Origin of the sequence: Haemophilus influenzae (assembly GCF_001457655.1) — a bacterium.
GTDB lineage: Bacteria > Pseudomonadota > Gammaproteobacteria > Enterobacterales > Pasteurellaceae > Haemophilus > Haemophilus influenzae.
The window spans coordinates 374,194-397,307 of sequence record NZ_LN831035.1 but is presented as its reverse complement, the minus strand read 5'-3'; the positions used below and the strand labels follow the sequence as shown (position 1 = coordinate 397,307).

21 protein-coding genes and 1 tRNA gene are annotated in these 23,114 nt (G+C 38.5%); 2 read left to right on the top strand and 20 right to left on the bottom strand.

All coding sequences use genetic code 11. The features are described from left to right. Positions 1–13 precede the first annotated feature (13 nt). The 7 genes from AT683_RS01920 to AT683_RS01890 form a co-directional block, all read right to left on the bottom strand. Positions 14–108: transfer RNA gene (locus AT683_RS01920), tRNA-Ser, on the bottom strand. Positions 109–390: 282 nt separating this feature from the next. Further along, positions 391–2,868: a trimethylamine-N-oxide reductase TorA gene (torA, locus tag AT683_RS01915; RefSeq protein ID WP_048950172.1), complete on the bottom strand. Its 2,478-nt coding sequence runs from the start codon at positions 2,866–2,868 to the stop codon at positions 391–393. Between the two features lie 28 nt (positions 2,869–2,896). Further along, the gene (locus AT683_RS01910; protein ID WP_042594698.1) at positions 2,897–3,997 is read right to left on the bottom strand and encodes a NapC/NirT family cytochrome c; all 1,101 of its coding nucleotides are present in this window, start codon (positions 3,995–3,997) and stop codon (positions 2,897–2,899) included. Between the two features lie 155 nt (positions 3,998–4,152). Next, positions 4,153–5,094: an alpha/beta fold hydrolase gene (locus AT683_RS01905; RefSeq protein ID WP_042594700.1), complete on the bottom strand. Its 942-nt coding sequence runs from the start codon at positions 5,092–5,094 to the stop codon at positions 4,153–4,155. Positions 5,095–5,148: 54 nt separating this feature from the next. Next, complete coding sequence (gene asd, locus AT683_RS01900; RefSeq protein WP_042594701.1) at positions 5,149–6,264, bottom strand: aspartate-semialdehyde dehydrogenase; 1,116 nt, start codon at positions 6,262–6,264, stop codon at positions 5,149–5,151. A gap of 165 nt (positions 6,265–6,429) precedes the next feature. Further along, positions 6,430–7,146 carry an MgtC/SapB family protein gene (locus tag AT683_RS01895; protein WP_038440447.1) on the bottom strand — a complete coding sequence of 239 codons (717 nt, stop codon included), beginning with the start codon at positions 7,144–7,146 and terminating at the stop codon, positions 6,430–6,432. A 277-nt stretch (positions 7,147–7,423) separates the two neighbouring features. After that, entirely contained in the window at positions 7,424–8,002 is a 579-nt protein-coding gene (locus AT683_RS01890; protein WP_038440444.1) for an NAD(P)H-dependent oxidoreductase, read from the bottom strand. A 111-nt stretch (positions 8,003–8,113) separates the two neighbouring features. On the opposite strand from AT683_RS01890, the gene yafC reads away from it, so the two are divergent. After that, on the top strand, positions 8,114–9,001 hold the full coding sequence (yafC, locus tag AT683_RS01885; RefSeq protein WP_005654520.1) for a DNA-binding transcriptional regulator YafC: 888 nt from the start codon (positions 8,114–8,116) through the stop codon (positions 8,999–9,001). Between the two features lie 98 nt (positions 9,002–9,099). Here yafC and rep read toward each other — a convergent pair whose 3' ends face one another. Genes rep through waaA form a run of 4 tightly spaced genes read right to left on the bottom strand, consistent with a single transcriptional unit; the run spans position 9,100 to position 13,080 of the window. Next, positions 9,100–11,115, bottom strand: coding sequence for a DNA helicase Rep (gene rep / locus AT683_RS01880; protein ID WP_038440442.1), 2,016 nt, complete (start codon positions 11,113–11,115; stop codon positions 9,100–9,102). A 5-nt stretch (positions 11,116–11,120) separates the two neighbouring features. Next, entirely contained in the window at positions 11,121–11,333 is a 213-nt protein-coding gene (locus AT683_RS01875; protein ID WP_005654525.1) for a YceK/YidQ family lipoprotein, read from the bottom strand. Beyond that, positions 11,330–11,800 (bottom strand): pantetheine-phosphate adenylyltransferase, encoded by a 471-nt coding sequence (coaD, locus tag AT683_RS01870; protein ID WP_011272145.1) that lies wholly within the window; start codon positions 11,798–11,800, stop codon positions 11,330–11,332. Before coaD ends, AT683_RS01875 begins: the two co-directional genes overlap by 4 nt. Continuing rightward, complete coding sequence (gene waaA, locus AT683_RS01865) at positions 11,797–13,080, bottom strand: lipid IV(A) 3-deoxy-D-manno-octulosonic acid transferase (RefSeq protein WP_011272146.1); 1,284 nt, start codon at positions 13,078–13,080, stop codon at positions 11,797–11,799. Before waaA ends, coaD begins: the two co-directional genes overlap by 4 nt. Positions 13,081–13,142: 62 nt before the next feature. Here waaA and AT683_RS01860 point away from each other — a divergent pair, with 62 nt between their 5' ends. Continuing rightward, complete coding sequence (locus AT683_RS01860; RefSeq protein WP_011272147.1) at positions 13,143–13,907, top strand: glycosyltransferase family 2 protein; 765 nt, start codon at positions 13,143–13,145, stop codon at positions 13,905–13,907. Here AT683_RS01860 and AT683_RS01855 read toward each other — a convergent pair. From AT683_RS01855 to AT683_RS01815, 9 genes are all read right to left on the bottom strand, one after another. Continuing rightward, the gene (locus AT683_RS01855) at positions 13,904–14,467 is read right to left on the bottom strand and encodes a DNA-3-methyladenine glycosylase I (protein ID WP_050845964.1); all 564 of its coding nucleotides are present in this window, start codon (positions 14,465–14,467) and stop codon (positions 13,904–13,906) included. The two genes, AT683_RS01860 and AT683_RS01855, sit on opposite strands and share 4 nt — an antisense overlap. A 114-nt stretch (positions 14,468–14,581) precedes the next feature. Next, positions 14,582–15,334 (bottom strand): DUF3800 domain-containing protein, encoded by a 753-nt coding sequence (locus tag AT683_RS01850; protein ID WP_011272149.1) that lies wholly within the window; start codon positions 15,332–15,334, stop codon positions 14,582–14,584. Between the two features lie 11 nt (positions 15,335–15,345). After that, positions 15,346–16,152, bottom strand: a complete 807-nt coding sequence (aroE, locus tag AT683_RS01845) for a shikimate dehydrogenase (protein ID WP_011272150.1) — start codon at positions 16,150–16,152, stop codon at positions 15,346–15,348. A 3-nt stretch (positions 16,153–16,155) separates the two neighbouring features. After that, the gene (gene tsaC / locus AT683_RS01840) at positions 16,156–16,707 is read right to left on the bottom strand and encodes an L-threonylcarbamoyladenylate synthase type 1 TsaC (protein WP_011272151.1); all 552 of its coding nucleotides are present in this window, start codon (positions 16,705–16,707) and stop codon (positions 16,156–16,158) included. Positions 16,708–16,722: 15 nt separating this feature from the next. Further along, complete coding sequence (locus tag AT683_RS01835; RefSeq protein WP_011272152.1) at positions 16,723–17,259, bottom strand: DNA topoisomerase family protein; 537 nt, start codon at positions 17,257–17,259, stop codon at positions 16,723–16,725. A 9-nt stretch (positions 17,260–17,268) separates the two neighbouring features. Next, a complete protein-coding gene (locus AT683_RS01830; protein ID WP_038440439.1) occupies positions 17,269–19,185 on the bottom strand; it encodes an ABC transporter ATP-binding protein in 1,917 nt (638 codons plus the stop codon). A gap of 183 nt (positions 19,186–19,368) precedes the next feature. Next, complete coding sequence (gene toxA, locus AT683_RS01825) at positions 19,369–19,665, bottom strand: type II toxin-antitoxin system antitoxin ToxA (protein WP_005650837.1); 297 nt, start codon at positions 19,663–19,665, stop codon at positions 19,369–19,371. Beyond that, positions 19,658–19,879: a type II toxin-antitoxin system RelE/ParE family toxin gene (locus tag AT683_RS01820; RefSeq protein WP_038439526.1), complete on the bottom strand. Its 222-nt coding sequence runs from the start codon at positions 19,877–19,879 to the stop codon at positions 19,658–19,660. The genes toxA and AT683_RS01820 overlap by 8 nt, the downstream gene beginning before the upstream one ends. Before the next feature lie 106 nt (positions 19,880–19,985). Beyond that, on the bottom strand, positions 19,986–23,027 hold the full coding sequence (locus AT683_RS01815; protein WP_058222155.1) for a TonB-dependent hemoglobin/transferrin/lactoferrin family receptor: 3,042 nt from the start codon (positions 23,025–23,027) through the stop codon (positions 19,986–19,988). Between the last annotated feature and the right edge of the window lie 87 nt (positions 23,028–23,114).

Here is a 23,114-nt window from a genome sequence, read left to right as displayed (position 1 = left end):
ATAAAACAAACAATGGCGGTGAGAGAGGGATTCGAACCCTCGATGGAGCTTTTTAACCCCATACTCCCTTAGCAGGGGAGCGCCTTCAGCCTGCTCGGCCATCTCACCACAATCAGTGTGAGCGGTATAATACGTTTTTTAGAAAATATGTCAAACCATTTTTTGAAAAACACACCTGTTTGAATATTTTATCTACACATTAAATATATTATTGAATAAAAATCTACTCATCATTCAAAAATACTAAAATCTTAGATATTGTTTCCCATCTTAATTCATCTTGCTCAAATAACATCTCATGTTTAGAATTTAGTGCTGTTAATGGTCCCTTCGTTCTATTATTAAAAAAAGAACCGCACTTTTTGAAGTGCGGTTATATTTTTAATAGTTTTACGCCACCTGTTTAGGTTGTTTAAATACCGTAACTTCTGGTGCTACGCCTGTAAATTTCTCAATCTGAACGATACAAGTATTTGGTGAATTGCCTTGTGCCAATTTAGATGTACCTTCATCTCGAGTTAACACATTTGCACAACCATTTTTACATAATGGTTTTTCACTTTCACCTAAGTACATTGGATCATACCATGCGCCTTCATGGAGAGCGACAGTACCTTTGATGATATTTTTTGTTACAACTGCACCTGCAAGCACTTGACCGCGTTTGCTATGAATGCGAACAATATCACCGTCTTTAATACCACGAGCAGCCGCATCTTCAGGGTGAACCATCACTGGCTCACGATCATTTACCGCATATTTTTGACGTAATGAAGTATGCGCCAATTGACTGTGTAAACGATAGTAAGGATGTGGTGTCACTAAAGCTAACGGATATTCTTCCGTCACATTACCCGCAAACTCTTCAGGTTCCATCCAACTAGGATGCCCCTTACAATCGTTATAATTCATTTTCTCAACAACATCAGAGAAAATTTCAATTTTACCTGACGGTGTGCCAAGCGGATTGAGCAATGGATCTTCACGGAATTCACCATAACGCACCCATTTCTTCGCAGCTTCACCCGCCTCAAAACTTAATGGTTTATTTTCTGCCCAGAATTTGTCAAAACGTGGCATTGCTACACGATTTGCACGTGCAGCACTAAAGGCTGCATTATAGAATTCTTCCAGCCACTCCATTTCAGTTTTACCTTCAGTGTATTGTTCTTCCACACCGGCACGTTTAGCAAGCTCAACGAAAATATCGTAGTCATTTTTTGCTTCAAATTGTGGTGGAACCACTTGTTTCATCGGGTAAACACTCATCATAGAGTAGTCGCCAGCCATGGTTAAGTCATTACGTTCATAACTCGTCGTAGCTGGTAACACAATATCTGCCATGCGTGCAGTTGGCGTCCAGTTCACCTCATTGACAATCACTACATCAGGTTTCTGGAAAGCTTTCACTAAGGTATTGGTATCTTGATGGTGAACAAACGGGTTACCACCTGCCCAATATACCGCTTTGATGTCAGGATAAGTAATTTCAGTACCGTTATACTGAATCTTTTTGCCTGGATGGAGTAACACATCAGCAATACGCGCTAATGGGAACGCGGATTTAGACGTATCATCCAACCATGTTTTTGCCCCCGCTTTGCCTGATGGACTTGCCGTAATTGAGCCGATAATACCGCCTGTCGCCGTTGGTACCCCACCATTTGAATAATGATAACTCAAGCCAAAACCGCCACCCGGTAACCCAATTTGTCCTAACATAGATGCAAGGGTTACTAACATCCAGTGGGTTTGTTCACCATGGCGTTGGCGTTGCATCCCCCAGCCACCCATTAACATGGTACGTTTACTGGAGAAATCAGCTGCAAGTTGCTTAATGGTTTCTGCTGGCACACCACAAATTTTAGCCGCCCATTCCGCTGTTTTTGGCTGTCCATCAGTTTTACCTAATAAATATTCTTCGAATTTAGCGTAACCTGACGTATATTTTTTCAAGAAATCTTTATCGTGCTTGCCTTGTTCAACTAAAGTATGCGCAATACCAAGCATTAATGGCACATCCGTTGCTGTATTCACTGGAATCCATTCTGCATTCAACATTTGGCAAGTTTCGCTTTTTTGTGGGTCGATACAAATAATACGTTTACCACTCGCTTGGAATTTATTGAAATATTCAATCCCTTTTTGGTCAGTGGACATCCAAGCAATACGCATTGTTGTGAGTGGATTTGCAGACCAAAGCACAATAATATCACTACTTTCTAATATGGATTCCCAGCTGGTTTGTTGTTCGTACACCTCAATCGTGCCTAATACATGTGGCATAATTACTTGTGCAGCACCCGTAGAGTAATCCCCTTTGTGTCCCACAAAACCACCTGTAGCGTTCATGTAACGCTGTAATAACGTACGAGATGCATGTAATGAACCGCAACTAAACCAACCATAAGAACCAGCAAAAATACCTGTTGATCCATGTTCGTCACGCACACGTTTAAGCTGATTGTGTACTAAATCTAACGCTTCATCCCAAGAAACGCGCACCCATTCATCACGACCACGCATTGTAGTATCGCTTTTTCCTGGATTAGCTAAAAAGCCTTTACGCACCATTGGATATTTCACGCGAGCTTCGCTATACAATTGATCGGCAACAACTGTTTGCAATTCGTTCGGCACTGCAGGCTCAATAGCAGGACCAGATTTCACGACCTTACCATCTTGTACAACAACCCCAATAGATCCCCAGTGAGCGGCAGTCACTACCGTTTTCATTTCAGCTTCTTTTGCTACCGCACTTTTTGATACAACGCCCACCATACCACCAGAAAGGGCACTACCAGCCACGCCTAAAGATGTTTTTTTCAGAAAATCACGACGTTGTTCATTTACGTTATTCTTTTTCATTTCAGCCTCGTTTTAGATAGTTAATTCATTATTGTTTTGCCATATCTTTGGCATTGCGTTGCAGATAAATAGTTAATGCACGTACTTCATCTTTTTTCATTGATGTACGGTCTTTCATAGAATTCACCACACCAATCCATTGGTTAGCCGTGTAATGATCTGCACCAATTGCTGCGTGACAACCACTACATTGAGTTTGGTTTAACTGATTACCGTATTGATTAAGCGTGGTTAAATCTGATGTCATTTTTTCTTTAGCTACATTCACCGCAACACTGATTTCTTTCCAATCAGAATCTGTTACTGCATCATGAACTGTTTTTAATACTTGAACATGATTACGTGCATCTTCGTCCATTAAAGCAAGCGTGATACGTTTACCTAATTCTTGATACACAACTGCTTCAGCCCCCACTTGTTGCCAACCATGTAAAGTACCTTGAATTTGATCACCATTTACTTTCCATTGCATTAATTCAGCATAAGGCATTAAGCGAACCTCATTTCCTTTATCATTGGTCGCTTTCACCATTTCAGTGGCAAAAATAGCTGAGCCATCAGAGAGAGTACCACCTTGTACTGCAGAGGATTTTTGTGTATTTTGATCGCCATGCACTTCAGGTAGGAAGTGAACAATGCCCTTGTGACAATCAATACAAGTTTGACCGTTTGTTTGCGCCTCCGTATGAGTTTGTTTTGCTAATTTAGTTTGTTTTGAAAGCTCCATTGCATCAAAACTGTGACAGCTACGACAGGTTTCTGAATCATTGGCTTTCATATCCTTCCACACTCGTTGTGCCATTTCTGCACGATGAGCTTCATATTTTTCTTTATTCTCAATCTTACCTTGTGCTTCATACCACAAGTCTTTTAAAGCAATAAATTTAGCCTTGACATAATGCCAACCTTCTTTTGGAATATGACAATCTGAACATTGTGCTCTAACCCCTTTTGCATTAGCAAAATGGCTAGAACCTTCCCACTCCTGTTGTGGATAACTCATTGAATGACAACTAGCACAAAACTCTGGTGTACTCGTTTTGTGCATTATCCACTGAGAACCCAATAAGGCAGTTGCACCAACACCGACTAAACAAAGTGCGGTTACTATTTTTTTCATTTTTGACATAGCCACTCCAATAAAATAATAAAAAAACAACCATAACTACTTATAGTTAGGGTTGATTGTAGAGGTTTTGTAAATCAAAAACTATGATATTTCTCAAGAAAAAATGTTATAAGCTGAAGAAAAATATTATATAAATCAATAAATAACGATTAGTATCAACTTTGCACATTTAGAAAATGATTAACACTTTTAAGTACATTTCTTCGAACATTATCTTTTTCAAATAACACCTCATGTTTAGCATTTAATATGACTTCACATCTAGCATTCGGAAAAAGTGCGGTTAATTTTTCAAGATTGTTGTTATCTACTATTTTTTCTTTTTCGGCTTGTAAAATTAGGATTGGAATTTCAATCTTAGGAATAACTTTCGGCAAGCGTTTAATTGCGTTCAAACACAAATGTACCCAACGGAATGTTGGCCCACCAAGATTAATTGCTGGATTTTTACGATTTACACGATTCATCCATTTCATTCTGGTTTTACAGAAAGTTAATTCATTGTATTCCAAGTGGGCTTGTTGATAAGGCCCTTTACCAAAAACATAACGCTCGCCTTGTCCTAAAATATTCATTAGGGCAATAATCAGTTCATCTCTAATGGGATGTTTTAAAAGAATACCGTAAAAGGGCGAAGAAAGTACCGCTTTATTAATGTGATGATCATAATTTGCCAAATAATAGGTTGCAATCAATGCGCCCATTGAATGAGCAAGCAAATGCTGCGTTGAATAGCTGAAAAGTGCGGTTACTTTTTCGATGATTTTCGCCATATCATCGACATAGAAACGAAATTCGTCTAAATGCCCTTTTTGAGGAATAATACGCTGTGAATAGCCTTGACCGCGATGATCAAATAGCAATACATCATAACCTTGATGATAAAAATCATAAGCGAGCTCTGACCATTTCAGCATATTTTCTGCTCGACCATTTACTAAAATCATCAATTTTCTGACCGCACTTTCAGGTTGAATCAAATGACGATAAGCTAATTTTATATTTCGTTTACCAGAAAGATATTGGGTAGGAAATTGCTCAAAAAAAGGCAATAATTCTGCAAGAGCAAATTGATGAAAATAAGGTTCTCTGATCATAATTTTTTAATGAAAAGGGCGTAGTAAATACGCCCTTTGTAGTGAAAGTAAAATTTATGCCACTAATTGTTTTAAGATACGGCGAACTGGCTCTGCCGCACCCCATAATAATTGGTCACCCACGGTAAAAGCTGCCAAATATTCAGGCCCCATAGCCAATTTACGTAAACGCCCCACTGGCACGCTTAATGTACCTGTTACTTTCGCTGGCGTTAATTCACGTAATGTGGTTTCTTTGTCATTTGGAATTACTTTTACCCATTCATTATGTGATGCAATAATTTGTTCGATTTCTTCTAATGGTAAGTCTTTTTTCAATTTAATGGTAAACGCTTGGCTGTGGCAACGTAATGCACCGATACGCACACATAAACCATCAACAGGAATTGGATTGTCGCTTAAACCTAAAATTTTGTTGGTTTCTGCATAACCTTTCCATTCTTCTTTAGTTTGCCCTGTTTCAGGAAGAAGTTTGTCAATCCAAGGGATTAAGCTACCGCCCAATGCCGCGCCAAAGTTATCCGTTGGGAAATTATCAGCACGCATTTTTGCAGTCACTTTACGTTCAATATCTAAAATAGATGAAGCAGGGTCTTTTAATTCACTTGAAACTGCTTGTTCTAATAAACCCATTTGTGAAAGTAATTCACGCATATTTTTTGCGCCAGCACCTGAAGCCGCTTGATAAGTTGCCACAGAAATCCATTCCACCAAATCTTTTTCAAATAGACCGCCGATAGCCATTAACATTAAGCTTACGGTACAGTTACCGCCCACGAAGGTTTTAATGCCTTTTTTCAAACCTTCAGAAATCACGTGTTGGTTTACTGGATCAAGTACGATAATTGCATCATCTTTCATACGTAGTGCAGACGCTGCATCAACCCAATAACCATCCCAGCCTGTTGCTTTTAATTTTGGATAGACTTCATTGGTGTAATCGCCACCTTGGCAAGTCACGATAATGTCTAATTTTTTAAGTTCTTCAATATCGAATGCACTTTTCAGGTCGCCTGCATCCTTGCCACCAAATACAGGTGCTTTTTGACCTGCTTGTGAAGTTGTAAAAAATACGGGATTAAGATTTTCAAAATCATTTTCCTGCGACATACGATCCATTAATACGGAACCCACCATTCCGCGCCAGCCGATAAAGCCTACATTTTTCATTGTTGTTTCCTTAGTTTGTTGTGCTTGAATAGCATTATTAATTACAAGATAGCGTTAGCAAAATCAAGTATTTTTAATGAAAATTGATCTTTTGTGAAAGAAATTAAATAAAAAATAAAAAAGTGTGGTTAATTTAAAAGAAAATTTAATTTAATCACTCTTTTTCTAGTTATCTACTTCAACACTTATTACGCCATCTTCTGCTTTAAGTAAAGCATACGCATCTTTCAACATTGTGGAATCAATGGAAAAGCAACGAATTTGTAACCGCACTTCTCCACTACTTTGATCTTTGACTTGTATATGTTCAATACGATACTGATTATTTACTAACAATTGGGTAACTTTCCCTATGCTTTCCGCATCATTGACAAGAATATTGAATTTCGTCCGACGACGTTGTGATTTACGATGAACCCAACGTTGAACCAACGGACTTAATCGAATAGACACCAAAATCATCACAGTGGCGATGACCGCATCAAACACGAAACCCGCCCCAGCAGCAATACCGATCCCCGCAGAAGCCCAAATAATCGCCGCAGTGGTTAAACCTGAAATCGCATCATTTTTCTTATGCAAAATCACACCAGCACCTAAAAAACCGATGCCACTAATCACTTGAGCCGCAAGGCGCATCGGATCCGTACGAATATTTTCTGAAACTTGTGCATAATGCTCTGCGGCTTGAATTGAAACAATGGTTAGCACACAAGTGGTAACGGCAATAATGGCGCAAGTTTTTACACCCACAGGCTTACGTTTAAGTTCACGTTCTAAGCCAATAATACTGCCAAGCACCATCGCTAATAGCATTTTGCTAAAAATAATTAAGTGATCAGGATCGAAAAGTGCGGTTAAAAGTAAAGATGAATTTTCCATAATGATAAAAATAAGTCCGACATACTCGTCTATTCTACATCACTTAGCTTAAAATCTTTACCCTTCCAAGCCTTTAATTTATCGCCTTTCTTGCGAAAATTGAGTAGAATCTTGCGTTTGAAATTTTATAGAGCGAAAGAACGGTTATTTTATGCAAAATTCAACCCCAAGCATTGGCTTTGTAAGCCTTGGCTGCCCAAAAAACTTAGTCGATTCTGAACGAATCTTAACGAAATAAACAAAAAATCCATCTTCGTATTGAAGATGGATTTTTTTATTAGCCGAACACTTTTTCCAAGTGTGCTTGGTAGTCTGCTAAGTATTGTTCTACTTGCGGACTTTTAACCACATCGTTACATAAGAATGTCGGCAGGCGAGTCAAACCGAGGAACTCGTTGAGTTTGTGGAAATGCATATACAAAACATCCACGCCTTTGCCTTCAAAGAAATCGCCTTCGCGAGTAAAGGCTTCAATCGGTGCATTCCAAGTCAGTGAAAGCATGTGTTTTTTTCCTTGCAATAAGCCGCCTGTGCCATAGCCCTCGGTTGGATTAACGCTGTGTCTGCCATCACTGTGATATAACTTGCCGTGCCCACTGGTTAATACTTCGTCTATGTATTTTTTCACTGTCCAAGGCTCATGCATCCACCAGCTCGGCATTTGCCAAATCACGGCATCCATCCACAAGAATTTTTCGATTTCAGCTTCAACGTCATAACCAGCATCAATTACAGTTTCTTTGACATTGTGTCCAAGTGCGGTCAAAACTTCTTTCGCTTTTTTGTGAAGCGTGTGGTTCAATTCGCCGTGAGAATGACCAAACGCCTTACCGCCGTCTAATAATAAAATATTCATCTTTTTGCTCCTAAAATAAATAATTAAAAAAGGGATTTTATTATGCTGTTTTACTTTATACTTTAAAAGTGCAAAAATAAAAAACTCTTTTGCGCTAAGCGGAATAATAAAATGAAAACAACTTCTGAAGAATTAACGGTATTTGTGCAAGTAGTCGAAAATGGCAGTTTCAGCCGTGCAGCCAAGCAGCTATCAATGGCAAATTCTGCGGTAAGTCGTGTGGTGAAAAGGCTAGAAGAAAAATTGGGTGTGAACCTAATCAACCGCACTACTAGACAGCTTAGACTAACAGAAGAAGGCTTACAATATTTTCGTCGCGTACAGAAAATTCTGCAAGATATGGCTGCAGCTGAAGCTGAAATGTTGGCAGTGCACGAAGTCCCACAAGGCATACTACGCGTAGATTCAGCCATGCCGATGGTGTTACATCTGCTAGTGCCACTGGCAGCAAAATTCAACGAACGCTATCCGCATATCCAACTTTCGTTAGTTTCTTCCGAAGGCTATATCAATCTGATAGAACGCAAAGTCGATATTGCCTTACGAGCTGGAGAATTGGATGATTCTGGGCTGCGTGCTCGTCATCTATTTGATAGCCACTTCCGCGTAATCGCCAGTCCAGACTACTTGGCAAAACACGGCACGCCACAATCAACTGAAGCTCTTGCCAACCATCAATGTTTAGGCTTCACTGAGCCTAGTTCACTAAATACATGGACAGTTTTAGATGCTCAAGGAAATCCCTATAAAATCTCACCGCACTTTACCGCCAGCAGCGGTGAAATTTTACGGTCATTGTGCCTTTCAGGTTGTGGTATTGCTTGCTTATCAGATTTTTTGGTAGACAATGACATCGCTGAAGGAAAATTAATTCCCTTACTTACTGAACAAACCGCCAATAAAACGCTCCCCTTCAATGCTGTTTACTACAGCGATAAAGCAGTCAACCTTCGCCTACGTGTGTTTTTAGACTTTTTAGTAGAAGAGCTAAGGGGATAATTAAAATTCATAGCATTGAATTTTAAAGTCAATTTGCAAAAATACTTTAAAACCTGACCGCACTTGTCCTGCTGTCTTTTCATTACAATCTAGATTTTCTAACCTCCTTTCAAAATCGCCCTTAATCGATCTAGTTGATTTTGTGTTTTTTCTTGTTTTTGCTCGGTGGTGAATTTTGGTTTATCGCGTTCCCATAGCACATCGTCATTAGGTAATTCAGCTAAAAATCGGCTTGGTTCTGGGCGAACTAATTCGCCATATTGACGACGCTCACGACATAAGGAAAAAGTGAGTTCTTTTTGCGCTCTTGTGATCCCCACATAAGCCAAGCGGCGTTCTTCTTCCACGTTGTCTTCATCAATGCTAGTTTGGTGAGGCAAAATGCCCTCTTCCATACCAATCAAATAAACATAAGGAAATTCTAATCCTTTAGATGCGTGTAATGTCATCAGTTGAACTTGATCGCTGTCGTCATCGTCTTCGCCTAGCTCTAACATATCCCGTAATGTCAGGTGGGTTACTACTTGATTAAGGTTCATCGGCTCATTGGTTTCATCGCCTTTTAACATATCCGCAACCCAGTCAAATAACGTGGCAACATTCTTACTTTGCATTTCTGCCGCTTTAGGGCTTGTCGCGTATTCGTACAAATATTCTTCATAATGAATCGCAGATAACATAGAACGTACCGCACGTTCTGGTTCAGAACGTTGAATTTCATCATTAAGTTCTACAATCCAACGGCCAAATTTTTGCAATGAATCATAGGCTTTTGGTGTAATGCGTTGAATAAGTTCAAACTCAAAAATAGCATCAAACAAACTGATGTGTTTTTCTTGAGCCAACTCTCCAAGTTTTTGTAAGGTTGCGGTGCCAATTTCACGCTTCGGTGTATTCACAATACGCAGGAATGCTCCGTCATCATCTTGATTTACCACCAAGCGCAAATACGCCATCATATCTTTGATTTCTGCACGAGAGAAAAAAGAAGTACCGCCCGAAATTTTGTAAGGAATACGGTTTTGCATCAGTACTTTTTCGAGTAATCGGGATTGATGATTGCCTCGATACAAAATCGCATAATCTTTATATTTGGTTTTACGGCTAAAACGATGGGCGATCAACTCGGCGACAATCCGCTCTGCTTCGTGTTCTTCATTTTTTGCTTCGATGACAAGCAATTTTTCCCCTGTACCAATGGTTGAAAAAAGTTTCTTATCAAACACGTGCTCATTGTTATCAATCAAAATATTGGCACAATGCAAAATACGCTGGGTTGAACGGTAATTTTGCTCTAGCTTAATCACGTTCAAACGAGGAAAATCATCGCGTAAACGCACCATATTTTCTGGTCGTGCGCCACGCCACGAATAAATAGATTGGTCATCATCGCCCACCACAGTGAAACAAGCACGCTCACCCACTAAAAGTTTAATCAGTTCATATTGACTGGTGTTGGTGTCTTGATATTCATCCACCAACAAATAACGAATTTTTGCCTGCCATTTTGACCGCACTTCTTCATTTTGCTTGAACAATAATGTCGGCAGCATAATCAAATCATCAAAATCGAGAGCGTTGTAAGCTCGAATTTGTGTGGCGTAACGCTCATAACATTTTGCGAAAGTTTGATATTTAGCATCACGTGCCAAGGCAAATGCCTGTTTTGGCGAAATCAAATCGTTCTTCCAGTTAGAAATCACTGAAATTAACTCGCGCAATAAATCCTTATCTTCTTTTAACACATCAGCGGTTAGCTCTTTTAACAACGCAAATTGATCGTGCTCATCAAACAAGGTCATATTTGATTTAAAGCCCAACGCTTTATATTCACGCTTAATAATGTCAAAACCGAGCGTATGAAAAGTGGAAACAAGCAATCCTTTGGATTGTTCTTTGCCAATGGAATGTGCCACACGCTCTTTCATCTCGCGTGCGGCTTTATTCGTAAAAGTGACGGCGGCAATTTGTTTCGGAGAATACCCGCACTTTTCAATTAAATGGGCGATTTTATTAATGATTACGCGAGTTTTGCCTGAACCAGCGCCAGCAAGCACAAGGCAAGGGCCTGTCACATATTCAACGGCTTGTTGTTGTTGAGGATTGAGTTTCATAAGAATTATTGAGCCCACGCATAGGGCAGTAATACAGTGTCTAATAAAAATGAGAGAGGCAAATCTAAGATTGGCAATCCCCATTGTTGCGCCATTTCAAGATCATAAGCAACCCCTGCATAGGCGGTATATTTTTCTGTTGGATCGATAAGTTTGACCACGGAACCACAACCAGATAAAACGATAAGTGCGGTTAAAAAAATAAAGGTTTTTATCATCGTGCTTTTAACGCATTGAATACAGGCTCAGGAACTAGCTCAGCGACATCTCCGCCATGTAAATAAATTTCACGCACAATGGTAGAAGAAACAAACGCCCATTTTTCTGCTGGTGGGAAAAACAGACTATCTACGCCTTTTGTGAGTAAACGATTAAGGGCGGCCAATTGCAGTTCATATTCAAAATCTGTTGTTGTGCGTACGCCGCGAATAATGGCAGAAATATTGTGCTGTTTAATCACATTTGCCAACAAATCAGAAAAGCCAAACACCTCCACATTGGATAAATGTGCAACAGATTGACGAACAAGCTCCACGCGTTCCTCCAACGAAAATAGTGGCTTTTTACTTGGGCTATTCGCCACCGCCACTAAAACACGAGGAAAAATTACCGCACTTCTTTCAATAATGTCTAAATGACCGTTCGTAATCGGATCAAAAGTACCAGGATAAATCACGCTCGTCATACATTGCGCTCCAAATAAGGTTTTAATAAATCTAACAAACGCTGTAATGCCCCTCGGTTTTCCATCAGCACTTCATAGCCAGCATTGCCTAAACGTTCGCGGGCTTCTTTTGAGTTTAATAAGGCTTCTACGGCGCGTTCTAAGGAATCTGCGGTTGAATTAACTTCCAACACACCTTGCACTTCCACCAACATTCTAAATATCTCGGGAAAATTAAAAGTATGCTTGCCAGTAATTACAGGCATTTTAAACGCAAGAGGTTCCAGTGGATTATGCCCCCCGTGTTTCACAAGGCTTCCACCCACAAAAGCAATATCGGAAATGCCATACATCAACATCAGTTCGCCCATACTATCGCCCAAAATCACTTGGGTATTTTCATTTGGTAATTCATTTGTGGAACGACGAATAAATTGAAATTTTTCCTTTTTAAGTAAATCAGCCACCACATTAAAACGCTCTGGATGGCGCGGAACGAGCAATAACAATAAATTTGGGTATTTTGCTAACAAAGCGCGGTGAGATTTTAAAATGATTTCATCTTCTCCATTATGCGTGCTGGCAGCAATCCATATTGGGCGATCTTGTTTCCAAAGCGTTCGCAATGAATCAATTTTACGTAATAGTTCATCATTCGTATTGAGATCATATTTAATATTGCCCGTGATATTCAATTTTTCCTTTGGATAGCCCAAAGTGGCATAGCGTTTTCCACTAATGTTATCCTGCGCTGCAATCAAGCTAATTTGCGACCACATTGTTTGTAAGTGCGCTTTTATTTTTCCGTAACGATGTGCAGAACGCGCAGATAAACGTGCATTAGCGATAACAAATGGAATATTGCGTAAAAATAATTGATGAATAAGATTAGGCCAAAGTTCTGTTTCCATCACGATACATAATTTAGGTTGTACAAAATTAATAAAACGATGGATCGAAAAAGGTAAATCAAGGGGGAGATAATAATGAAAAACGCTGTCTCCAAAAGTGGCTTTGACGCGCTCTGAACCTGTTGGCGTAAAAGTCGTAAAAGTAATGGATAAATGCGGATAATCTTGTTGCAATTGACGAACCAGCGGTATCGCAGCAATCACTTCCCCTACGGAGGCTGCGTGGATAAAGATTCCTTGTGGTGGTGGACAAGGCACATTGCCATAAAAACCATAACGTTCAGCCAAACGCTGACGATAACGTGGAGATTTAACACTGAGCAAGCCAATAAAACACAATATCAACGGCTGGCAAATTAAAAGCAAGCTGGTATAAAAAAAACGCCACATAAATGAAATTCGGTTATACTTGAAAAAATTTCGGCTAGTATAGCAAAAAAAGGATTGAAAATATGCCTACAATTAGCGTTGCGATGATTGTAAAAAATGAAGCACAAGACCTCGCCAATTGCTTAGACACCGTAAAAGATTGGGTGGATGAGATTATCATTCTAGATTCTGGTAGCACAGATAACACTAAAGAAATTGCGCTCAGTTATGGGGCTAAATTCTATGAAAATAGCGACTGGCAAGGATTTGGTAAACAACGCCAATTAGCCCAACAATATGTAACCAGTGATTATGTACTCTGGTTAGATGCTGACGAACGCGTTACGCCCAAGTTACAACAGGCTATCTTAAGTGCGGTTAAAAATGATCGAGAAAATACCGTTTATGAAATTCCACGAGTGAGTGAAGTATTTGGGCGTGAAATTCGCCATTCAGGCTGGTATCCCGATTATGTAGTTCGTCTCTATCGCACAAACTATGCGCAATATAATGATTCACTTGTACATGAAAAAGTGGAATTTCCAGCTGGCACAAAAGTAGAAAAATTGACAGGGGATTTAGAGCATTTCACTTATAAAAGTATTCATCATTATCTAGTGAAATCCGCAGGTTATGCCAAAGCCTGGGCAGACCAACGCCAAGCTAAAGGAAAAAAAGCCACACTTTGGCAAGGAATTTCGCACGCGCTTGGTTGTTTTGTGAAGATGTATTTGTTAAAAGCGGGTTTTTTAGATGGCAAACAAGGATTTTTATTAGCGGTGTTATCAGCGCATTCAACCTTTGTAAAATACGCCGATTTATGGGAGCGAGATCAGCATAAACACTAGTGAGTTTTGCAAGGACAATCATTTAAATGATCGTCCACCAGCCCCATAGATTGCATAAACGCATAGCACGTGGTTTCGCCAACAAAGACGAAACCACGTTTTTTTAAGGCTTGAGAAAGTGCTTTCGATACTTCTGTTTTAGTTGGCACAGATCGCAAATCAGGCACATCATTGACAATCGGTTTATGATTCACAAATGACCAAATAAAATTACTGAAATTTTCACCGCACTTTTCCATTGCCAAATAAGCTTTCGCATTTTTGACAATGGCTTCTAACTTGGCTCGATGGCGAATTAATCCTGAATTTTGCATGCAAGCATCAATATCAAGTGCGGTCATTTTTGCGATTTTTTTCGGATCAAATTGATGAAAGGCTGCACGGTAAGATTCACGTTTTTTCAAAACCGTAATCCACGAAAGTCCCGCTTGCTGCCCTTCCAAACAAATTTTTTCAAATAGCTTTTGGCTGTCGAATTCAGGCTTTCCCCATTCCTTGTCATGATAATCAATATAAATAGGTTGTTCGCCAACCCAAGGGCATCTGGTTATTTGTTGCATATTAAAACTTGACAAAATAAAACATTTTGATATATTCCGAGCCAAGTGGATCGAGGGTGCTTGGTCGGCGTTATAGCTTCAGTGAGTTTCATTGAGGCTTTTCGCTTTTTAGGGCTAAGGGAAATGTTTCAGTCCTTTTTGATCAAAATTTTCCCCCAGTATTTTTCTTCCACCTTCACAATAAAATTTCTTTTTAAGGATCTCAAAGGCTCGATTTGGTTGATTACTATCTAAAATATGTCTCCCGATAGGTCTTGCCACTAAATCCGCAACTTGCAACCCCACAGAATTAATTTGTTTTGGCACAATCTTTACTTGAAAAGGCAAGGACTTTTTAAATTTATTTTGTCCATCACAAATACGTAAAAATTCCAGCTCTAACTCTCTATCCTCATTACGTCCACGGCTTTCCACGGCAACAAAAGTGATTTTATCTTCTTGATGCTTTTCACAAACAAATTCGTATAGGGTTTCTAAACAATGTTTGAGTGAAAAATGATAAGGGTGTGTTGTTTCATTTTGTGGCGTTTTTCGCTTATCAATCACACAGGCAGCAAGAATAAAATTAGTATTTTCAATAATAGATGAAATACGTTCCATAAAACCTTCACGCTGTTCACGAGAAGTGAAAATATTAAAATCGCCTTTTTCTTTGCGGATTTCATGCTCATGCAATATCACCATATCATGACCAAAATAATCAAATTTTATCTTCTGTATCTGTGGAACAATATTATTTCGATAATGGTCTTTATAAAAAATACAGAATGCAAGTACAAACACAGGATAGTTTTTATCAATTGACTGTAAACTGTGATCTCCACTTTCATCGACATACACCATAAAATCGCTGTATTTATTTTCCATTGCCAATTACCTTATTTTAATTGCTCATAAACCGCGACAAAATCTGGCATTACGCCTCGCCATAAATGGAAAGAATGTGCTGCTTGCGCGACTAACATTCCAAAGCCATCGCTAACATTGGTTAAACCTAAACTTTTGCATAATGCGATAAATGGCGTGTCTGTGCCTTTCGCATATTGCATATCGTAAAAAGCTAAGCCTAATTTTAAAATTTCAACATCAACTGGAGCAGTTCCACCACTTAATCCAGCGGAAGTTGCATTAATCACTACATCATAGGTTTGTAGTGGAATCGAATCCATAGAGACAGCTTGAATATTGCCGTAAGGCTGAAATCTTTCAGCTAATTCTTTGGTTTTCGAAAAAGTGCGGTTAGCAAGCACAATGTTTTGTTGAGCTTGTAAAAGTGGCAATAATACGCCTTTTGTTGCTCCGCCTGCCCCCAAGATTAATACGTGTTGATTTGGACGAAGCCAATTTAAACGCTCCAAATCCGTCACTAAACCAATCCCATCGGTGTTATCCGCATAAAGTTTTCCATCATCGAGTTTTTTTAGCGTATTACAGGCTTCCGCCAATTTTGCTCGTTGGCTATATTCGTCTGCCAGTTGATAGGCACGTTCTTTAAAAGGCGAAGTAATATTGCAACCTTTCGCACCCTCCTCAAAAAATGCCAAAAGCTGTTGTTCAAAAGAATCAAGATTGCCTAATTTTGCGATGTATTCCATAGTTTGATGGGTTTGCGCGGCTAACTGACGTTGAATTAATGGCGATTTACTTTGCGTAATCGGATTGCCCCATACAGCATAAAGATCCATAAATTATCCCTGTCTAAAAAGTTGATTTGTGCGTAAGTCTCGAATTTCAGATGGATTGCGTGCATCTCCCACAATTTCATCCAATACAGGAAAATCTGCACCGAATTGTAACCGCACTTCATCGGCGGTACGGCAAGGTGGCTCTCCTGTTAGGTTTGCGCTAGTCGAAGTTAATGCAAAACCCGTGAGTTCACATAAGGCTTTCACAGATGGGTGATCGCACAAACGTATTGCAATGCTATCAAATTTTCCTGTGAGAAAATGCGAGGTGGTGGATTTAGCTGGCACAATCCAAGTCGTTGGACGTTCATATTTACCTTGCAGATGAGAAAGCTGTTCATCGTTAATCTGCTCAAAATCGACAAAAGGACGGAAAAAATCCAAGCTAGGAGCGACTAAAATCAGCCCTTTTTCCACTGGACGTTGCTTTAAATCGAGTAATTTTTTTACCGCACTTTCACTTTGCGGATTACAGCCCAAACCAAACACAGCTTCAGTGGGATAAGCAACCACTTGATTTTGTCGAAGGGCTTCGGCGATTTGTTCTCTATTCATTTCATTCTTTTACTTTTATTGCTCAAAAATATGACGGCAAGTTTTATTTGCACACTGGAAAATTTGTTTTTCCCCATTTTCGCTTTTTAACAAAGAAAGAGGAAAATGGCACGTTGGGCAAGGCACGGAATAAGGCTTGGCAGGCAAAGAAAATTTACATTTAGGGAAATTATCACAGCCGTAAAAAATCTTTCCTTGGCGACCACGACGAGAAATCAAATGCCCCGTTTTACATTCAGGACAAGTAATTTTTTCCTCAGATTCAGATTCTTCCCGCACCACAAAATCGCATTCAGGATAATGGCTACAACCAATAAACATCCCAAAACTGCCTTGTTTCAACTGCAATAAATTACCGCACTTCGGGCAAATTTCATCAAATGTTTTTAATACTTTATGCTCCGATCGTTGCAAAGGACGCAAATAATCACATTCAGGATAAGCAGAGCAACCTAAAAACAGCCCTTTTTTGCCTTGTTTAATTTGCAAAAGCGCACCACATTGAGGGCAATATTCCTGTTGTTTGCTATGATGAAAAAGGCTTTGATTCATAATCTATCCTTACGCTTGAAGCATTTCTTCCAATTCTTCCTGTGCAGTCATCCATTCCGTTTCTACATCATCTAATGCTTTCTTCACATCCACTTGTTGAGCCAAAAGTGCGGTCAATTTTTCTTTATTTTCCGCATTATATAATTCAGTATCTGCCAGTTGATTTTCTATGTTCGCAAGCTCAGAAGAAAATTTATTCATTTTTTCTTCTAATTGCGTGATTTTTTTACGTAATGGTGCAGTTTGTTGGCGTAACTCTGCTTCACGGCGTTTTTGTTCCTTACGATTTTGAACCGAATTTTCATTATCGCCCACTTTTTCCGAAACTTTATTTTCAGATGTGCTATTTTGTTCATTCAGCCATTTTTGATAGTCTTCTAAATCGCCTTTAAATTCTTCCACTTTTTTATCGTGAACTAAATAAAATTCTTCCACGGTATTGCGTAATAAATGACGATCGTGCGACACCACCACCAAAGAACCTTCGTAATCTACCAATGCTTCCGTTAATGCTTGACGCATATCCAAATCCAAATGGTTAGTCGGTTCATCAAGTAGTAATAAATTCGGGCGTTGCCAAACAATCAAAGCCAACACCAAACGAGCTTTTTCTCCTCCAGAAAAAGATTTCACTGCTTGATTTACTTTATCGCCGTGAAACGCAAAACTGCCTAAATAATCTCGAACTTGTTGCTCCGTTTGTTCTGGTGCGAGTTTTTGCATATGCCACAGAGCAGATTCGTCTGCGCGTAAAGTATCTAATTGATGCTGAGCAAAATAGCCAAGCTGCACGCCTTTAGCCAACTGCACGGTGCCTGAAAGTGCGGTCAGTTCTCCCGCTAATAATTTAATTAAGGTTGATTTACCTGCACCATTTTTACCGAGTAAACCAATCCGTGAACCTGGCACCAAATTCAGTTTAATTTTACTTAAAATTTCTACCGCACTTTCTCCGCAACCATAACCTGCACTCGCCTGCTCAATCATCACTAAGGGATTTGGCAAAGATTGCGGTGGACGAAATTCAAAGGTAAAAGGATTATCCACATAAGCAGGCGCAATCAGCTCCATTCTTTCCAATGCTTTCATACGGCTTTGTGCCTGTTTGGCTTTGGTGGCTTTGGCTTTAAAGCGATCAATATATTTTTGTAAATGGGAAATCTTTTGTTGTTGCTGACGATACATCGCTGTTTGTTGAGCCAATTTAGTGGCTCGTTGCACCTCAAAAGAAGAATAATCGCCCGTGTATTCGTTGAGCTTCTGATTTTCGATATGAAGGATTTTTGTCACAATCGGATCGAGAAAATCACGGTCGTGAGAAATTAATACCAAGGTGCCTTGATATTGCACTAACCAACGCTCCAACCAAATAACCGCATCCAAATCCAAATGGTTGGTCGGTTCATCCAGTAATAATAAATCTGACGGACAAAGCAGAGCTTGTGCCAAATTCAAACGCATCCGCCAACCGCCCGAAAAGGCTTTCACTGGCTGTGTTGTTTCTTCTTGACTAAATCCTAAACCATGCAATAAAGAAGCGGCACGAGATTGAATTGTCCACGCATCCAACATTTCTAATTGCCCGTGAATACGCGCAATGGCGTTACCGTCATTGCATTCATTTGCTTGTTCAAGCTCTTGTTGCAAACGGCAATATTCACGATCCCCTTGAATTACATAATCAATTGCTGAAATATCCAATGCTGGCGTTTCTTGATTCACCCAAGATACTCGCCAATTTGCTGGATAATTTACCTCTCCGCCCTCTGGCGTTAATTCTTTTTTTAATAAGGAAAAAAGAGAAGATTTTCCACAACCATTCTTCCCCACCAAACCGACTTTTTGCTTAGGATTAATGGTAGCTGAAGCATTTTCGAGAAGTTCCGTTTGCCCTCGTTTTAGGGATAAGTTACTAAATATAATCATTTTTCTACATAGGTCTTAATTTGAGGCTATTTTGCAATATTTTTTCTTTTCTCGGAACAGTCTATTCCGATTTTATCGATTTTCTAGTCAAAAAAGCCACGTATAATAAGGTGCAATAAAAACTATTTATTGAGAAAACTTAATGAAAATATAACAAGTCAATATGAAAATAATGGGTATATCTTAGGCATTTTTTACCCTTAGAGGCACAATCGACAGGGTTTTCCCTAAAGGAGCGAGCAATTTTAACAACGTTTCAAGTTGAGGATTCGTTTGTCCTTTTTCAATGCGTGCAATCATAGGTTGCTTCACACCGCTTAAGGTTTCAAGTTGTTTTTGGGAAATCCCAAGTTGCTGACGAGAAGTAATCAATTCTTTAATTAAGGCTACACGCAAATTACTTTCTCGGATTTCTTCTTCATTGAAAATTTGCTGTTCAAACTCATTCCAATTTGAACCTAATGGGCTGATTTTATTCATTTTTCAATCTCTCTTTTAATTCACTTAAGCGTTGTTGGGCAGTTTGGATTTCTCGTTTTGGCGTTTTTTGTGTTTTCTTCATAAATTGATGTAGTAAGACAAAGCGACCGTCCATTAATCTTGCAAACAAGATGCGATCCCGAATTGGGCGAAGTTCCCAAATTTCACCGTCTAAAATAGCAAAAAGAGCTTGATTTTCAAGGAGATTTTGCACAAATGCCGATGTTTGAACATTGGCTTTGAAAGAGAGAGTAAAAGGTAGATCCTTTCTTAAGAAAAAGTGCGGTAAAAATTTACCGCACTTTTGATTTTAGATAGGTTTAAAATTCAAACTGAACTGACATTTTATAATTTCTACCTGGTGCGTAGAAACGATTAATGCCTAATCCTGTTGTTTGTTCTATAACATTACTTGTACCAAATGAACGAATTGAACGCGCAGAATCCCAAGTAATATATTTACGGTTTGTAAGATTATATACACCAGCTCTTATGGTTAAGTTTTTAATTGGTTGCACATATCCAATTAAATCTAGAATAGTATAAGATTTGCTTCTCCATTTAATTGTGCTGTCTTTTTTATTTTCTTCTTTATAGAACATATTATAAGTATCTTCTGGATTTTTACTTGCTACATGTGTCGTATAGAAATCGAAACCAAATTTATGATTTGGATGATCATATCCTAAACCATATACCATCGTTTTAGGTTGAATCGCATTCATAGGAATATTGCCATTCATTCTGCCTTTTTGATAGGTATATTTATAGCTTAGGTTAAATCCATCCATAAATTTTGCCATTTTACCAAGGAATACTTTTGAATTAATTTCAATACCTTTTAAAGACGCATTATCTCTATTTATATTTTGATAAAGAGAAAATGGTAATGTGCTACCTCCTCCAGGGCCTACTTTAAAATCTCTTTGCTCTTTAAATATTAGGTCAATAAAGTTTTTATAGTTAGTCTTAAACAGACTTGTCGAGATAAATCCCCAATCATCATTATGTAATGTGAAAGCAATTTCTTTGGTTTTTGCTATTTCTGGTTTTAAATCAGTATTTGGCAAAATAGTGAAATCAGGGTGTTTAAAGGTGAAATACATTTCATCTGAAGTTGGTGTTCTAAAACCTTTAGAATATTTTAGTTGTAAACGAAGAAAACTCGTTGGATCAATCGTTGAAACAAAACTATAAGAATGTGCTTTATATTTTTTGTTCTGTTTGGCGATATAGTCAATATTTTGTTGTACGTTTTCCTTAACTTTCTTATCATCTGGATTATCTGGTAATGGAATAAATAATCCTTTCACAATATCATCGGGTAACTTAGGTGTGATACCGTGTTTATATTTTGGTTGATAATGGATATTGTCATAACGATAACCTAAATCAAAAGATAAATAATCAGTTATAACAACATTATCAAAGAGATAGACTGATTTTCCTGTTGTTTTAATGGGTAATAAGTAAGAAAATTCAGGATCAACTCTAGGGCAAAGAAAGGCATTCCAGGTATATGATCCTTCACAGGTTTCTGGAGTGTCTTTTGGTGCGGACCAGCTTGTTTTAAAGCCTAAAGTACGTTCAGCCCACCATTGCACATCATAAGCATCATAGCCAGCACGATTAACCATTCGCTTCATCGCGGTATTATATGATCCACCATATTGTAGATTATGTTCAATATGCCAAGTTTTGAAGTCTTTGGTTAAATCTAAATTTAATTGTTGGGTGTTGGTGTCTAAATCTCGCTCTTGCCAGTCGCGTACTAAATAACCCGGTGAAGAGGGAAGAATAGGTTTTATTTTATTATCATTATGATTCTTTATTCTAGCGAATGTTTTGCCATTTAAGTCTTTTTTTTCAAGTTCAAATTCTTCCCATTTTCCAGACTTGCTATACCAAGGTTCACTCCTAAAAGCTTTTATTTTACCATCACAATCAAATATTGAACAATGGTACCAAGTTTCAGAGGCGCGCCTTAGGGTTAGTTTACCTTCTATTACTTGATTATCAGTATCAATAAATTTATCGGAGTCATAGGTTTTATCACTACTATTAGTATTAGCTGTGTTGTCTTTTTCTTTAAATTGAAGGGGTGTTCCATCTCGACGTGTTATTTTCCCATTTGTTAATTTTAGTCCCGTAGGATTGTCTGTGCCTGCACAATACCTTACACCTGCATCACAATAGTCATCTGTGCGTGCACGAGTTTTAATTCGTTGATCAGAATAAGTGATTTTTAACGTATCCCAAAATGGCGTTTGAGAGAAATTTTCATAGCTAAAGGAAATATTACGTCTCTTTGTTTTATCATTGGTGTGTCTAGAATCAACTTCGGCTAAATCAGGATTTGTTTTTTGATATTTTAATGTATAGGATAAATCTTGCCCACGAGAACGATGTTCATATAAATCTGCTGCAAGGGTAAAACGATGATTTTCTGTAGGATTGAAAGATAATTTTAATAATGTACTATCTTGTTCAATTTTATATGGATCTGCTTTTTCTCTTTTTTTACCTTGAATTTTATCGTTATAATTTTTATAACCATAGTTCTCAAGTTCATGCCCATTTCTGCTTGTTGTAACCACTAGCACATCGAACTTTTTATAACGTCCTGCAAGAGTAAGGGTATTGAATGATTGATTATTTTCCGTAGCGTATCCCTTTTTGTAACTTACATAGTAATCCTTGTTTATGAGATAATCTCTCGCATCTTTTGTTTTATAAATTACAGAACCACCTAAGGAACCACTACCATTCTTAATAGAATCAGCACCTTTTGTGATATTTACTTCTTTTAATGTTTCAATTTCTGCACCATTACGCGTATTATTGAAGTTACCATAACCTTCAAAAAGCTCTTTAAAGCCTTGAGAAGATAAGGTTTCAGCTTGACGTAATCCATCAATATTAATCGCTACACGATTTTCATCTACCCCTCTAATCGCAAAACCGCTTTGTCCAAAACGCCCAGCTTCAACAACAGTAACGCCAGTCTCGTATTTAACGATGTCTTTAATGTTGTTTGCTTGTTCTCTTTCTAGCGTTTTAGCCGTTTTTACAGTTTCGGCAATTTTTGGCGGAGCTTTCGTATCAGTATTTTCGGTAGAGCCAGATACATTAATTTGCTCTAGTTGTTCAGAAGCATTACTATTTTGGTTGGTTGGTTGGTTGGTTGGTTGGTTGGTTGGTTGGTTGGTTGGTTGGTTGGTTGGTTGGTTGGTTGGTTGGTTGGTTGGTTGGTTGGTTGGTTGGTTGGTTGGTTGGTTGGTTGGCTCATCAGCATAAGCAACACTTGCCGTTAGCCCAAGCATAACGGAATAGGCAAGCACGTTTAATCTAAAATTGGTCATATTTAATCCTATAAAAAAATAATAATAATTCTCAAATATATTATACGAGGAAGCATTTTCTCACAACAATAAAGATTGATTTTTGAT

Bases quoted from the DNA above. Each gene is read 5' to 3' on its own strand.
- AT683_RS01895 (WP_038440447.1), bottom strand. From the start codon at position 7,146: ATGGAAAATTCATCTTTACTTTTAACCGCACTTTTCGATCCTGATCAC.
- AT683_RS01830 (WP_038440439.1), bottom strand. From the start codon at position 19,185: ATGATTATATTTAGTAACTTATCCCTAAAACGAGGGCAAACGGAACTT.
- coaD (WP_011272145.1), bottom strand. From the start codon at position 11,800: ATGACGAGCGTGATTTATCCTGGTACTTTTGATCCGATTACGAACGGT.
- yafC (WP_005654520.1), top strand. From the start codon at position 8,114: ATGAAAACAACTTCTGAAGAATTAACGGTATTTGTGCAAGTAGTCGAA.
- aroE (WP_011272150.1), bottom strand. From the start codon at position 16,152: ATGGATCTTTATGCTGTATGGGGCAATCCGATTACGCAAAGTAAATCG.
- toxA (WP_005650837.1), bottom strand. From the start codon at position 19,665: ATGAATAAAATCAGCCCATTAGGTTCAAATTGGAATGAGTTTGAACAG.
- AT683_RS01890 (WP_038440444.1), bottom strand. From the start codon at position 8,002: ATGAATATTTTATTATTAGACGGCGGTAAGGCGTTTGGTCATTCTCAC.
- AT683_RS01815 (WP_058222155.1), bottom strand. From the start codon at position 23,027: ATGACCAATTTTAGATTAAACGTGCTTGCCTATTCCGTTATGCTTGGG.
- tsaC (WP_011272151.1), bottom strand. From the start codon at position 16,707: ATGAATAGAGAACAAATCGCCGAAGCCCTTCGACAAAATCAAGTGGTT.
- AT683_RS01905 (WP_042594700.1), bottom strand. From the start codon at position 5,094: ATGATCAGAGAACCTTATTTTCATCAATTTGCTCTTGCAGAATTATTG.
- AT683_RS01875 (WP_005654525.1), bottom strand. From the start codon at position 11,333: ATGATAAAAACCTTTATTTTTTTAACCGCACTTATCGTTTTATCTGGT.
- asd (WP_042594701.1), bottom strand. From the start codon at position 6,264: ATGAAAAATGTAGGCTTTATCGGCTGGCGCGGAATGGTGGGTTCCGTA.
- rep (WP_038440442.1), bottom strand. From the start codon at position 11,115: ATGAAACTCAATCCTCAACAACAACAAGCCGTTGAATATGTGACAGGC.
- AT683_RS01910 (WP_042594698.1), bottom strand. From the start codon at position 3,997: ATGTCAAAAATGAAAAAAATAGTAACCGCACTTTGTTTAGTCGGTGTT.
- waaA (WP_011272146.1), bottom strand. From the start codon at position 13,080: ATGTGGCGTTTTTTTTATACCAGCTTGCTTTTAATTTGCCAGCCGTTG.
- AT683_RS01860 (WP_011272147.1), top strand. From the start codon at position 13,143: ATGCCTACAATTAGCGTTGCGATGATTGTAAAAAATGAAGCACAAGAC.
- AT683_RS01835 (WP_011272152.1), bottom strand. From the start codon at position 17,259: ATGAATCAAAGCCTTTTTCATCATAGCAAACAACAGGAATATTGCCCT.
- AT683_RS01850 (WP_011272149.1), bottom strand. From the start codon at position 15,334: ATGGAAAATAAATACAGCGATTTTATGGTGTATGTCGATGAAAGTGGA.
- torA (WP_048950172.1), bottom strand. From the start codon at position 2,868: ATGAAAAAGAATAACGTAAATGAACAACGTCGTGATTTTCTGAAAAAA.
- AT683_RS01855 (WP_050845964.1), bottom strand. From the start codon at position 14,467: ATGCAACAAATAACCAGATGCCCTTGGGTTGGCGAACAACCTATTTAT.